General features: G+C 73.7%; 10 protein-coding genes and 2 pseudogenes. 6 read left to right on the top strand and 6 right to left on the bottom strand.

The genetic code is table 11. From position 1 onward, the window contains the following. Window positions 1-41 precede the first annotated feature (41 nt). On the top strand, window positions 42-197 hold the full coding sequence (locus U5640_RS43000; RefSeq protein ID WP_340384637.1) for a hypothetical protein: 156 nt from the start codon (window positions 42-44) through the stop codon (window positions 195-197). A gap of 777 nt (window positions 198-974) precedes the next feature. On the opposite strand, the pseudogene U5640_RS42995 reads toward U5640_RS43000, so the two are convergent. From U5640_RS42995 to U5640_RS42980, 4 genes and pseudogenes are all read right to left on the bottom strand, one after another. Beyond that, window positions 975-1,664: pseudogene (locus tag U5640_RS42995) on the bottom strand (SAM-dependent methyltransferase); the annotation flags it as partial. A gap of 223 nt (window positions 1,665-1,887) precedes the next feature. Next, window positions 1,888-2,736 carry a chromosome condensation regulator gene (locus U5640_RS42990; protein WP_340384636.1) on the bottom strand — a complete coding sequence of 283 codons (849 nt, stop codon included), beginning with the start codon at window positions 2,734-2,736 and terminating at the stop codon, window positions 1,888-1,890. A gap of 56 nt (window positions 2,737-2,792) precedes the next feature. Then, the gene (locus U5640_RS42985) at window positions 2,793-3,356 is read right to left on the bottom strand and encodes a DUF4291 domain-containing protein (protein ID WP_340384635.1); all 564 of its coding nucleotides are present in this window, start codon (window positions 3,354-3,356) and stop codon (window positions 2,793-2,795) included. A 304-nt stretch (window positions 3,357-3,660) separates the two neighbouring features. Continuing rightward, window positions 3,661-4,593: a LysR family transcriptional regulator gene (locus U5640_RS42980; RefSeq protein WP_340384634.1), complete on the bottom strand. Its 933-nt coding sequence runs from the start codon at window positions 4,591-4,593 to the stop codon at window positions 3,661-3,663. A 127-nt stretch (window positions 4,594-4,720) separates the two neighbouring features. On the opposite strand from U5640_RS42980, the gene U5640_RS42975 reads away from it, so the two are divergent. From U5640_RS42975 to U5640_RS42965, 3 genes are all read left to right on the top strand, one after another. Then, window positions 4,721-5,968: an MFS transporter gene (locus U5640_RS42975; protein ID WP_340384633.1), complete on the top strand. Its 1,248-nt coding sequence runs from the start codon at window positions 4,721-4,723 to the stop codon at window positions 5,966-5,968. Window positions 5,969-6,040: 72 nt separating this feature from the next. Continuing rightward, window positions 6,041-8,281, top strand: coding sequence for a DUF4139 domain-containing protein (locus U5640_RS42970; RefSeq protein WP_340384632.1), 2,241 nt, complete (start codon window positions 6,041-6,043; stop codon window positions 8,279-8,281). Between the two features lie 8 nt (window positions 8,282-8,289). Then, window positions 8,290-9,849 carry a DUF4139 domain-containing protein gene (locus U5640_RS42965; RefSeq protein WP_340384631.1) on the top strand — a complete coding sequence of 520 codons (1,560 nt, stop codon included), beginning with the start codon at window positions 8,290-8,292 and terminating at the stop codon, window positions 9,847-9,849. A gap of 97 nt (window positions 9,850-9,946) precedes the next feature. Here the strand turns inward: U5640_RS42965 and U5640_RS42960 are convergent, their stop codons facing one another. Further along, window positions 9,947-11,302, bottom strand: a complete 1,356-nt coding sequence (locus U5640_RS42960; protein WP_340384630.1) for a DEAD/DEAH box helicase — start codon at window positions 11,300-11,302, stop codon at window positions 9,947-9,949. A 155-nt stretch (window positions 11,303-11,457) separates the two neighbouring features. Beyond that, complete coding sequence (locus U5640_RS42955; RefSeq protein ID WP_340384629.1) at window positions 11,458-11,754, bottom strand: hypothetical protein; 297 nt, start codon at window positions 11,752-11,754, stop codon at window positions 11,458-11,460. Here U5640_RS42955 and U5640_RS42950 point away from each other — a divergent pair. Then, a pseudogene (locus tag U5640_RS42950) lies at window positions 11,711-12,064 on the top strand (response regulator transcription factor); the annotation flags it as partial. The gene U5640_RS42955 and the pseudogene U5640_RS42950 overlap by 44 nt on opposite strands. A 253-nt stretch (window positions 12,065-12,317) precedes the next feature. Beyond that, window positions 12,318-13,028 (top strand): hypothetical protein, encoded by a 711-nt coding sequence (locus U5640_RS42945; protein WP_340384628.1) that lies wholly within the window; start codon window positions 12,318-12,320, stop codon window positions 13,026-13,028. Window positions 13,029-13,101 lie beyond the last annotated feature (73 nt).

Here is a 13,101-nt window from a genome sequence, read left to right as displayed (position 1 = left end):
CCACCTAAGCCTGCTCAGGACTTGCCGGCAACGAGGCCCAGGTGCCCGCGGATCTGCGCACGGTGGTACTCGACACCGGTGCCACCGCCACGTCGTACTCCTACGACAGCGCTGACCGGCTGACCACCTCCGGCACGGTCTACGACGCCTTCGGCCGCACCACCACCCAGGCATCCGGCGCCACCATCGGCTACTAGCCTGGGCGATGCGGACCACCTAGTGGCAGGGGATACGAGTTGGCTTGACCTCTCGGCGGGGTGAGTTCGCATTCAGCCCGGATCCACCGGCTGACGTCTGTGGAAAACTTCTGCGGGAACGAGGAAAAGCCTTGTGAACTGCGGTGATGGGAGTTCTTGAGGCTTCCAGCACGCACGATGACAAGGCTCTTCCGAGATGCAATCTTCCCATGCCGCCTTCTATGTCTCCGCAATCTTCAACGAGCCGAATCTGATCGCGGATGCGGGACTGCTTCCGCTGGTCGCGCTCGCCGAACGGGGCGGCCTGCCCGGTCTGGCTGCCCGGGTCCGCATCAAGGCGGCCGACAACAGCGGCGTCGCTGGTGCTCGGCCTGGTCGCTGTCTTCCGGCTGACCCCCGGCTCCACCACCAGCGACGCCAAACCTGCGGAGCGGCCCGCAGCGCCACCCGGGCCAGTGGTCCACGCCCGACACCTCGCTGCCGCTCACGACCGCTCCCAGGCGCTGTAGCCGAGGACCAGGTGCCCAAGGCGGGACAGGCGCTGCACGTCCGCGACGAAGGCCCTGGTGAACAGCCTCTGCGCCGACGTCTCGCCGTACCGGTCGATGTGGTCGAATACGACCTGGTGGTCGCGGGCGGCGCGGGTGCGCCAGTCGAGGACCTGCTCGCGGGGCAGGTCCCCGAAGACCAGGCCCCGGTCGACGTCGTCGGCCGCCGTCTGCGGTGCGGGCGCGGCGACGGCCGGGCGCGAGGCGGGCAGTACGACCGGGGCCGGCGTGCCAGCCAGCCCACCGGGTCGTCGGGCATCTCCGAGACCCACAGGGACGCCGCCGACCCCGGTACGGCGTCCGCGCCGAAGCGCTCGATCACTCCGCGCGAGCCCAATGTCAGCCCCATTCCACTGCCCTGCGCGGACTGCGCGCCGATCCGGGCCAGCAGCAGATCCACCGCGTCCTCGGGCAGATAGATCAGCAGTCCCTCGGCGATCCACACGGTGGGCACCGCCGGGTCGTGCCCCGCGGCGGCCAGCGCGCCCGGCCAGTCCTCCCGCAGATCCACCGCGACGGTGATCCGCTCGCAGCGGGCGACGGCCCGCTCCTGCCGCAGCACCGAAGCCTTGAAGTCCAGCGGCGCGGCGGTGTCGACCTCGAACAGCCGGGTGCCCTCGGGCCAGTCCATCCGGAAGGCCCGGCTGTCCATGCCGGCGCCGAGCAGCACGACCTGCCGGACGCCGGACGCGGAGGCCTGCCGCAGCAGGTCGTCGAGGAATCCCGTCCTGATGACGATGGAGAACGCCACGCCCTGTCGGCGGCGACGCGCGGCCTCGTCACCGGTCGGCGGCCCCGCGGAGGGCCCCAGACCGCCGGCAGCGGCGAAGGCCCGGGCCAGTGGGTCACGGAACAGGGGGTTCTCCCGCTCGGTCTCCACCGCCCGCACCCTGGCCACCCCCACCGCTGTGGCCCACACTCCCGACGGCTGCGCCCGCTCCGGCTCATCAGTCACCGCGCCAGCCTAGTGCCGTGACCGGAAAGGTTCACCGGCTCGCGACGCCCGGCACGGCACCTCGCCGCGTTGTCGCATCACCCGAGTACATCCAGTACGCGGGCGACGCTCCGCCTTGCGATGCACCGCACCGGACGCCGCGAGCTTCCCGGCAAACCTTTCCGGTCACGGCACTAGAGGGCCTCTGTCATCCCGGGATTCCGGACCAGGTTTCGACGTCGCACTGTCCGTCGGCATTGTTCCCCGCTGTCAGGACCGTGCCATCGGTGCGCAGGCCAAGGGTGTGCGTCGCACCGGCGGCCACGGCGACGACATCGCGCCAATGGCCGACTTGGCACTGTCCGTGGCTGTTGTCTCCCACGGCGAGGACCCGCCCGGAGGCTGTGACTCCGACGGTGTGGTAGCTGCCCGCGTCGAGTGCCACGACGTCTTCCCACGCGTCGACCGCGCACGCCCCGGTCGCCCGCTCTCCGGTGGCCACCGCCCGCCCGTCGGCTCTGAGGCCGACGGTATGGAGATACCCGGCCGAAACGGCGGCCAGATCACGCCATGCTTCTACGGCACACTGCCCTCGCCGGTTGTTCCCCACGGCCAGCGCCGAGCCGTCGGACCGGACGCCGACCGAGTGCCAGTCACCGCACGAGAGGACGAGCATCTCGCGCCAGGACTGCACCGCGCACTGTCCTTCCGCATTTCTGCCGACCGCCAGCACGCGGCCGTCGGCGAGCAGCCCCAGCGTGCGGCGCCAGCCCGCGGCCACGGCCGTGACGTCTCGCCATCCGGCGACATCGCATTGCCCGTCGCCGTTCCACCCCGTGGCCAGCACGGTGCCGCCCGACCGGAGTCCCACCGTATGAGACCTGCCGGTGTTCCTCGCGACATGGACGTTGCCGGCTGCCACCGCGACGACGTCCTCCCACGGCGCGACACGACATTCAGCGGCTGCGGTATGGCCCACGGCGACAACGGTTCCGTCGTGACGGCGTCCGACCGAGTGCCGTCTTCCGGCCGCCAGCGCCGACGAGTGGGCGAGCATCGAGCCTCCTTGCGCCCGCGGATGTGTGCGTGATGTGTGCGTCATCCATCTGTCATCTATCGGGGGAGAACGACATCTTCCAGCACCCGCGGCACGGGGTAAGGACGCTCGGCCGGGAACAGTCGCTGCGCCTTGGCTGCGTGCCCGGTGTGGAGCAGGGTCGCGGCCTTGCGAATCTGCGGGGTGAGGTCGGTGAGACCCACGATCCAGTCGTCGGTGAACGCGCGGATCAGGTGACGGCCGATGCCGACCTGGATGCTGTAGTGGTTCAGCGCCGCCCCGCGCGGCGAGCGCTCCGGGTCCCACTGGACGTGTACGGCTGCCTGGGCCACCGCCGCCGGGTCGGCGGTCGTCAGCACGGCCCGGGACAGGGCCTCCTCCCAGCCCGCCCGAGTGATCCGCACCGCGAGAACCCGTTCCTGGCCCGGCTTACGGGCCCAGTTGCTGCGGTGCATCAGCCACCTGAACGACGGCTTGATCCAGGTCATCCGGTGGAACGAGAACGGCGCGACGAAACGGCCCGCGTGCAGTGCCGCGTCGGCGATGGCAGGCGCGTACGCCTGGTAGACAACGATCGTGCGAGCGTCGTAGTCGGCACGGATCTGATACTGGGCCGTCATGAGCCGCACCCTGCCATCCCGCCCGTGCGCGCGGCGAGCCGATTTTCACCTCACCGCGCCCGGGGGCGGACTCGCGTGCGCTGCTTGGCCCAAGGACTGCGCACGTTGGACGCGGGGGTGAAGCTGGTTCTCCGGTCTCGGCGCGGGACACCGATGATCTGCATGGACCCACCCCGCTATGGATTCGCGGGCCTCCCCGCCGCCGTCGCCGACTCTCCGCCGCCAGACGTACTGCAAGGGCGCCTGCCGCCACGCCTGGCACAACCTGCGGGGTGACCGGGCCGAGTGACCTCACCCGCCGACGTCAGCGGGGCAGCACCCAGTGTGGTGTCCAGGCCCCTGGGGCGCGGTCCCTCGTCGTGGTGGCGAGGTGGGTGCGGAGGGTGGTCAGCGCAGGGTGGGGGTTGTCGCGGTGCCAGAGGAGCGAGTGCGGGTAGACGGGGTTCGGGTCGGTCACCGGGATGCGGCGCAGGCCGTGACCGGCGGGCCAGATGAGGCGGGTGTGCTCGCCCATGAAGGTGGCCAGGGCCGGGGTGTCGGCGATGGTGTCGAGGAGCGCGTCGGAGCCGAAGTTGGGGCCGGTCGCCTCGATGGTGAGGCCGAACTCCGCGACGAGGTCGTCGTAGTAGGCACCCCACTCGGTGCCGGGGACGATGCCGGGCATCCAGATCCTGTGGCCGACGAGCTGGGCGAGAGTCACCGACGGCGCGCCCGCCAGCGCGTGGGCGGGGCCGGTGAGGAGCTGGAGAGGCTCGTCGAGCACCCGGACGGAGACGATGTCCTCGGGAAGGGGACGGCCGGGAACGGCGACGGCGCGGAAGGACGCGTCGATGGCGCCGGACCGGATGGCCGCGACCGCTGCGTCCATGTCGAAGAGCATCACCACGTCGAGCTCGATCCCGGGGTGCACACGGTGGAAGTCCCGCATCAGGCCCGCCGCCGCGCCGCGCGAGGCGATCACGTCGACGCGCAACGGCCGCCGGCCGGGCCGTACGGACGCGACCGCACGCTCGCCGACCCGCAGCAGCTCGCGCGCATGCGGCAGGAACGCCTGCCCGTCGATGGTCAGCTCGGTACCGCGGGCGGCGCGGGTGAACAACCGTACGCCGAGGCCGCGCTCGAGCGCGGCGATGCGCTTGGAGACGGCCTGCTGGGTGATCGACAGGTCGGTCGCAGCCTTCTGGAACTGGCCCGCTTCCGCGACGGCGACGAAGGTACGCACGGCTTCGAGATCCACGGCGGTCCACCTTAGTGAACAACGAATGGTTGTGGGTGGCCGTCCCGGTGGTTGTTTGACCTGCCGTTGTGCCGCTCGGTTAGCTCCTCCCGGTCAACGTCGGTTTGTTCGGGTGGGAGCGCTGAGCATGGGGGGCAGGAGACGCCTGGGCCGGCGGTTCGGGTGGCTGTGGGCGGCGTACGCGGTGAGCGCGTACGGGTCCGGGCTGGGGTTCGGCGCGCTGCCACTGATCGCCGTGCTGGCCCTGCACGCCAGTCCGGCCGAGGTGTCCGCGCTGTCCGCGGTGGGGCCGGCGGTGGGCGCGCTGATCGCGGTGCCGCTGGCGCCGTGGGTGGAGTTCCGGCGCAAGCGTCCGGTCATGATCACGATGGACCTGACCCGGTGCGCGGCCATGGCCACGATCCCGGTCGCCTACGCCCTGGGCCGGCTCGGTTTCGTCCAGCTGCTCGTGATCTCGGCCGTGGTCGCCGCAGCGAAGATCGCTTTCAACGCGGCCGGCGGCGCCTACCTCAAGTCCCTCGTCCGGCCGGACGATCTCCTGGTCGCCAACGCCCGGTTCGAGTCGACGAACTGGAGTTCCATCGCGATCGGGCCTCCGCTGGGCGGTGCGGCGATCGGCCTCTTCGGACCGGTCACCACCGTGGTGGCCGACGCGGTGAGCTACCTGCTCTCGGCGCTGGCCCTCACCGCCGTCCGCGAACGGGAGGAGGCCCCGCCGGCGACCGGGAGGAGCCGGGTCCGGACGGGCGCGGCGCTCGACGGCTGGCGGCACATCCTGGGCCACCCCGGCCTGCGGGCGCTCTACCTCAACAACCTGCTCGTGGCCGGACTGATCATGGCAACCGAGCCGCTGCTGGCCGTACTCCTGCTACGGCAACTCGGCTTCGCCCCCTGGCAGTACGGCCTGGCCTTCGCCGCCCCCTGCCTCGGCGGGCTCATCGGCTCCCGGCTGGCGCCCCGTGTCGTGGCCCGGCACGGCCGGCACGCGGTCTTCCGGACCGTCGGCACCCTGCGCGTCGTCTGGCTCATCGGGCTGGCCTTCGTCCGGCCCGGCACCGTCGGCCTCGTCACCGTGATGGCCGTCGAGCTGGCGATCATCGTCAACATGAGCCTGTACACGCCGGTGCTCGCCACCTACCGGCTCGAACACACCCCGAAGCACCTCGTCGCCCGCACCCTGACGGCCTGGTCGATCGGACAGCAGGCGTCCATCGCCGTCCTCACCACGCTCGCCGGCCTGCTCGCGGACCTCACCAGCGCGCGCACCGCCCTCACGGCCGCGGGCCTGCTCATCCTCACCACCCCGCTCCTGCTTCCCCGGCACGACCCCACGCCCCGGCACGAGCCGGAACCGGCCCGCAAAAGCGGGCCGTGACGGTGCTCGGCGGGGGACGGCGGGCCGGTCGGCGTAGGCTGCGCACAGCACAGTCACGGCCCGGGGGAGCGGATGACGACGTCGGAGACGGCACAGGGGTGGGAGTCGCGCCTCGACTCGGTCGTGGTGTACGCGCAGGGCGCCGTGTGCCGCCGGCTGGCCCGGGGTGTCGTACCGCGGGACGGCCGGGCGCGCGTGACGGGGCTGCCGCGCTCGCTGGACGCGGGGTCGCTGCGGGCTCGTGTGCTGGGCGGTTCCTCGGTGCGCGTCGTCGAGGCCCGGGTGGAGGTGGGCGCCGAACCGCTCGGCACCGAGGCGCCGGACGGCCTGCGGCGTGAGGTGGAGCGGCTGCGGGAGGAGTGTGCGGCGGCCCATGGTCGCCGCGACCGTCAGCTCGGGCTGATCGCCGAGATCGGGGCGTTGCGCCCGGTCCCGCCGGCGCGCGGGAAGGACGATCCGCACCGCCGTACACCGGTCGACGCCTGGCTTCGGCTGGCGGACTTCGTCGACGCGCGGCTGACCGCGTCGCACGCCCGGTTGGTCGAACGGGAAGAGGCGCTGCGCCAGGTCGAGCACGAGCTGTCCCTCGCCGAGGACCGGCTCGCCCGCGCCTCCACCGACGCACCCGCGGCACACGTGGAGACCACCGTCGCCGCGGTCCTGACGCTCGACGGCGGCGTGACGGCGGCGGCCGAGGGCGAGGCGGAAGTGGCAGTCGAGGTGGAGGTGGAGTACAGGGTGCCGGGCGCCGTATGGGTGCCTGTCTACCGGCTCACCCACCGCCAGGACGAGGGCAGCGGCCGTATGGTGCTGCGCGCCTCGGTCGCCCAGCGCACCGGCGAGGACTGGGCCGGCGTGAGGATCGCGCTGGCCACCGCCGATCTGCGCCGCCGCACCGATCTGCCCCGGCTCCGCTCGCTCCGCATCGGGCGTCGGCAGCCCGGCCCCGCACCCTCCGGCTGGCGCGAGCCCCCGGCGGGGCTGGCCGACCTGTTCGCCGGGTACGACGCGGCGGGGCGCCGCCCCGAGCCGACCAGCGTGCCCCTGAGCGTCGCGGCCACCGGTCCCCTCTCGCCACCGCCACCGCCACCGCCACCGCCCCCGCTGTCTCCGCCTCCGCCTCCGCAGGGCTACGGCGCCCCCGCTCCCCCGCCACCGCCCGGGTACGGAGTGCCCGTCCCGGGTTCCGCTCCGGGCGCCGTCCCCGCTCCCGGCGCCCCGGTCGGCGGTGCCTACCCGGAGGTCATGGCCGACTTCGGCTCGCCGGTCGTGCCGGCGGCTCCGGGGAGCCGGCCGCGCGCCGGTGGCAGGCCGGGTGCTGTCCCCGCCGCCCTGGCGTCCCCCGCCTCCGCCTTCGCTGCCCCGGTCTCCCGTTCCCTGGCCGCCCCGGCGCCCGGCGGTGCGACGCCTCCCGCGCCCGCCCGGCCCGCCGCGCCCCTGGGCAAGGCCGCACCGCCGCCGGGCGTGACCGCGGGTCCGCCGCGGCCCACCGGTGCCGAGCTCGACTACACCGCGCTCGTCCTGTGCGGGCCGGACGGGCAGGACGGCCGCCGGGGACTTCTGTTCCCCGACGTCCCCTTCGACCCGGTGGCCGCCGAGTACCGTCGCCGCGCCGACGCGGTGGCCGCGCTGCCGCTGCCGGGCCACGGGGCGCGGCCCCGTGAGTCGGCCGGTTCCTTCGACCACCGCTTCGACGCGGTGGCCCGCGCCGACATCCCCTCGGACGGCGCCTGGCACACCGTCACCGTCGGAGAGATACCGGTCGGTCTGCGCGTCGAGCACCTCTGCGTGCCGTCCGTGGAGCAGACCGTCTACGCGACGCTCCTCGTGTCGAACGCGACCGACCAGGCCCTGTTGGCCGGTCCGGTCGAGGTCACCGTCGGGGACGACTTCCTGGTGACCGCCGGGCTGCCCACCCTCGCCCCCGGCGGCCTCTGCCGGGTGGGGCTCGGTCCGGCCGAGGGCGTCCGGGTCACCCGTCGTACGCACCTGAGTGAGTCGACCGCGGGCATGCGCAACCAGACCACGGTGCTCGACCATCGCGTCCACGTCGAGCTCGCCAACCGGCTCGCCCGGCCGGTCACCGTCGAGGTCCGTGAGCGGGTCCCGGTGACCTCGGACACGGACGTCCGCGTCGAGGAACGGGCCGACTGGACGGCCCCCGACGACGGCACCGGACCCGACCACCACGCGCCCGGCACCCGGCTGTGGCGGGTGGAACTGCCCGCCGGCGGCACCACCGCCCTCGAAGGCGGCTACGAGATCCGCATCCCCTCCGGCACGTCCCTGGCCGGCGGCAACCGCAGGAGCTGACCCACCCCATGCCCACGGCACCGCAGCCGATCCCCCTCCCCGTCACCGCCGTCACCTGCCTGGAGGACCGCGCCCACGTCGAGCGCACGGCCGTCCTGGACCTGGCCGCCGGCGTTCAGCGGCTGCGTCTCGGGCCCGTCGGCGCGCTGGCCGTCGACCGCACCCTCCAGGCGGAGCTCACCGCCGACCACCCGGCGACCGTGCTCGACGTGCGGATCGTCCGCGCCCGGCAGCCGCACGGGCCCTGCCCCACCGACGACGACTCCGCCCTGCGCCGCCACACGGCCCGCCTCGAGGACGAGCGCCTGGCCCTGGAGCAGCGGCGCGACCGGCTGCGGACCCGGCTCGACACCCTCGGCGGGCTCGCGGCCGACCTGCTGCGGGAGATCGGCGAGGGCGCCGGCGCCGGAGAGGACGAAGGGCCCCGCTGGAGCGGCGAACTGGACCGCGTGGACGAGGCACGCGACTCCTGCGGCGAGCTGTTGCGGGCGGCGGAAGCCCGGCTGGCCGCCCTCACCGCGGAACTCGACGCCGCGCGAAGGGCGTTGGACCTCGCCGAGGAGGAACCGGCCGAGCTGACCGGGCACATCGAGCTCACCGTCGAGGCCACGGCCGCCGGACCGGCCGGACTGCGGCTGACCCACCTCACGCCCTGTGCGCTGTGGCGGCCCGCCTACCGCGCCGTGCTCGACGGCGACACCGTCACGCTGGAGACCGAGGCGATCGTCTGGCAGCGCACCGGCGAGGACTGGTCCGGCGTACGTCTGACACTGTCGACGGCGCGCTCGGCGCCGGCCACCGATCCGCCGCGGCTCGGCGAGGACCGGCTGGTCCTTGAGGACCGGCCGGCGGCCGAGCGACGCACCATCGACGTGGAGCTGCGGGAGGAGGAGATCGCGGACCTCGGTCCGGCTCCGGTGGCCGGTCTGCCGGGAGTGGACGACGGTGGCGAGGTACGGGTGCTGCGCTCCCCCGTGCCGGTCTCGGTGCCCGCGGACGGGCGCGCCCACCGCATACCGCTCTCCGTGTTCACCGCCCCGGCGAGCAGCGAGTACGCGTGCGCACCCGAGTTGTCGCCGCTGGTCACCCAGGTGGTGCGGTTCGACAACGCGGCCGGCCACGCCCTGCTCGCCGGCCCTGTCGACCTGCTGCGGGGCGGCGGGTTCACCGGCCGCGGCACGCTGGACTTCACGGCGCCCGGCGCGCCGGTCGAACTCTCCTACGGCAGCCGTGACGACCTGCGGGTCGTCCGGGAGTGCAAGGAGTCGCGTGACACGGCCGCGCTCACCCAGCGGACCGTGGTGACCCGGACCGTGCGGCTCCATGTGTCCCGGTTCTCCGCGCCGGGCGAGGGGGACGGCAGGGTGCTCGTGCTGCGGGAGCGGATTCCGGTGTCGGAGGTCTCGGCGGTGCAGGTGCGCCTGCGCGAGGAGGCCTGCTCCCCCGCGCCCGACCTGCTGGACTCCGAAGGTGTCGCCCACTGGAAGCTGACGCTCGCACCGGGCGGCCGGCGCACGGTCACGCTGGTCTACGAGTTGTCGGCGAGCGGCAGGGTGGCAGGGCTCTGACGGCGGGCCGGGGCACGTCGGCACCGGGCGCTGCGCCACCGCGGTGTCCGTCCGGGCGGCCCTCCGCGGCGGCGGCGCGACGCCGCCGGGGCGGGCGTCAGCGGCCCTTGCGCACCCGTGCCGCCGCCCGGGCCTCCGCGGTCTTGCGGGCCTCGGCGGCCCTGCGGGACTCCTTGGCGCGGCCCGGGCGGGCGCCGAGGCCGCGGAAGGGGGCGTTGCCGCCGCCGGACCCGGCCGCGGCCGCGGCCGGCGGACGCTTCGCCCCGGTGATGGCGGTCAGCCGCTCCTCACCGGAGCGCACCTGGGTGACCGTGGGTCGGATCCCGGCCTCGGACATCATCCGGTTCACGTCGCGCCGCTGCTGGGGCGTGACCAGGGTGACCACCCTCCCGGACTCCCCGGCGCGCGCGGTGCGCCCGCCACGGTGCAGGTAGTCCTTGGCGTCGGTGGGCGGGTCGACGTTGACGACCAGGTCGAGCGCGTCGATGTGGATGCCCCGCGCGGCGACGTTGGTGGCCACCAGCACGGTGATCCGGCCCTCCTTGAACTGGGCGAGCGTGTGGGTGCGCTGGGGCTGGGACTTTCCGCTGTGCAGCGCGGCGGCGGGTACGCCACTGGCCCGCAGATGACGGGTGAACTGGTCCACACCGGCCTTGGTGTCCAGGAACATCAGCACCCGGCCGTCCCGCGCCGCTATCTCGGTGGCGGTCGCGTACTTGTCGGCGCCGTGGATGTTCAGCACGTGGTGCTCCATCGTGGCGACCGAGCCCGTCGCCCGGTCGACGGACACGGTGACCGGCTCGTGCAGGTAGCCCCGCACGAGCTGGTCGACGTTGCGGTCGAGGGTGGCCGAGAACAGGAGGCGCTGCCCGTCGGCGGGGACCTGGTCCAGGAGGTCCGTGACCTGGGGCAGGAACCCCAGGTCGCACATCTGGTCCGCCTCGTCCAGCACGGTGATCCGTACCCGGTCCAGTCGGCAGTCGCGGCGGGACACGAGGTCGGTCAGTCGTCCCGGCGTGGCGACGACGACGTCCGCACCCGCGCGCAGGGCCGCCTGCTGCCGGTTGATGGACAGTCCGCCCACCGCGGTCGTGAGGCGTACGTTCAGGGCCTGCGCGTACGGCGCCAGCGCGTCGCTCACCTGCTGGGCGAGCTCCCGGGTCGGCACCAGTACCAGGGCGAGCGGCCGCTTCGGCTCCGCGCGCAGCCCTGACGTCCTTACGAGCAGTGCCAGGCCGAAGGCCAGGGTCTTGCCGGAGCCGGTCCGCGCCCGCCCGAGGACGTCGTCGCCCGCCAGCGCGTGGGGCAGGGTCGCCGCCTGGATCGGGAAGGGCTCGGTCACGCCCAGGCCGCTCATCGTCTCCACCAGTACCGGGGGCAGCCCGACGGTGTCGAAGGACGGGGTAGGGGGCACGTCCGGGGACACCTTCGTGTCCGGCTGCTTCGCGTCCATGGGGAGCCTTTCTGGGTCGGGTCTCCGGAACGCGCCGGGGCCCGTACCCCTCGGTACGGGCCCCGGCGGTGTCGAAGCGTGCGCCCATTTTACCAGGGGTCCCCGGGGCGGCCGTGGGCTCATGGACCGGGCGATGTCCGGCCCGCCCGAGCCTCCTACTGGGTGCGCAGGGCCGTGACGGTCCGGGCCCCGGCCGCCCAGCCGGCGGGCAGGAGTGCCCCCAGGGCGGCGATGAGCGGGCCACCGCACGCGAGCGTGAACAGTTCCGTCCCGTGGTAGACGTCGAGGACGGAACCGGGAAGGCGGAGCCCCACGCTGTCGCCCATCGCGGGACGGACCCAGCCGTGCAGGGCCACGCCGAGCGGCACGCCCAGCGTGCCCGCGGCCAGCCCGGTCAGGACGACCGAGGTGAGGACCGTCCGTACCGGCGACGCCCTCCCCGCGCCCGCCATCACCCGCCGCCTCGTGCAGAGGTTCACCCGGCATGGCAGCGACACCGCCGCCCTGCACCGGGACCTCGCCTCGCTCACCCCGCGCGAACCGGAGGTCCTCGGCCTGCCGGCGCGAGGGCTGAGCAACGCCGAACTCGCCGCCCGCCTCCACCTGGCCGAGGCGACCGTCAAGACGCACGTCGCCCGCATCCTCGCCAAGCTCGGTCTGCGTGACCGTGTCCAGGCCGTCATCGTCGCCTATGGGACGGGACTGATCAGCGTGGGCGCGGGCGGGGCCGCGCAGGAGTCCGCCGAGCGGTCCTGGAACTGAACGGCTTCTTTTTTCAGCCAGATTCAGCCTCCATGGAATATCCAGAATCTGAGCCGTGTGCACACATTTTCATCACATGAGATACCTTCTCCTTCGAACGTGATCTAGCAGGGGGCTCGTTCAGTTACCTATAGGTGTGCATATCCGATATGCGTGCACCGTCATGACGCTCCCCCGACCGGCCCATGGGGAATGTGCACCCGTGAAAATGTGGCGAGAAGACGCCCAACCAGGACAGCGTCCCGCTCCGTCAGTGACCTGGCCGATCCCGGTCGCGGATCCGCTCCGGGACGCCGAGCGGGAGCACCGTCACGATCCGGGGGAGGTGACGGTCCAGCTCGATGTCGTCACGGTCGGGGCCGCCGTGGACGCCGCTGACCGGCTCCGGGGGAACACCGCCACCGAGGGCCCGGCCGCCGACAGGCCGGTGTTCGTGGACGAGACGGGGCGCCGCAGCCGACGGCTGCGGCGCATCGGCATCGGGGTGGGCACCGCCTGTGCGCTCTACGCGGGCGTGATCGTCGCCACCCTCGTGTCGGGCCGTTCCGACGCCCCGTGGCTCCCGGTTCCGGGACAGCAGGAGGAGGCCCCGGCCGCCGAGGTCCAGGTGCCCGCCGGGCCGACGGAGTCCGCCGCGTCGACCGAACAGGGTGCCACCGCGGCCGTGGACCCCTCGACGGGCGGCACCGCCCCTGCCCGGTCGACGAGCGGAACGTCCGTGCCCAGCCTGTCGGCCGGCGCGGTGGACACCGGCACCTCCGCCGACGCCGAGCCCTCGACGACCCGTACCGCCGCCCCCGCGGACACCGAGCCGGCGACCGGGGCGACCGAGTCCGCCCAGACCCCCACCGGGTCGCCGGCCGCCGAGGCCTCGACGGACCCGGGCACCGCCCCCTCGCCGTCCGCGTCCCCGGCCGACGGCGGCCCGGACTCCGGCGGAACCGTCTCGGACTCCGGCCCGTGATCCCCCGCCCCTGACCACGGCCGCTCGCCTTCCCTTCCTCAGCAGAATCGTTTCCGCTCTCTCCTCCCCGGAG

This window comes from Streptomyces sp. SS7, from assembly GCF_037993025.1.
Classification (GTDB): domain Bacteria; phylum Actinomycetota; class Actinomycetes; order Streptomycetales; family Streptomycetaceae; genus Streptomyces.
The sequence above is the reverse complement of the archived record's forward strand: the minus strand, read 5'-3'. Positions and strand labels throughout refer to the sequence as shown.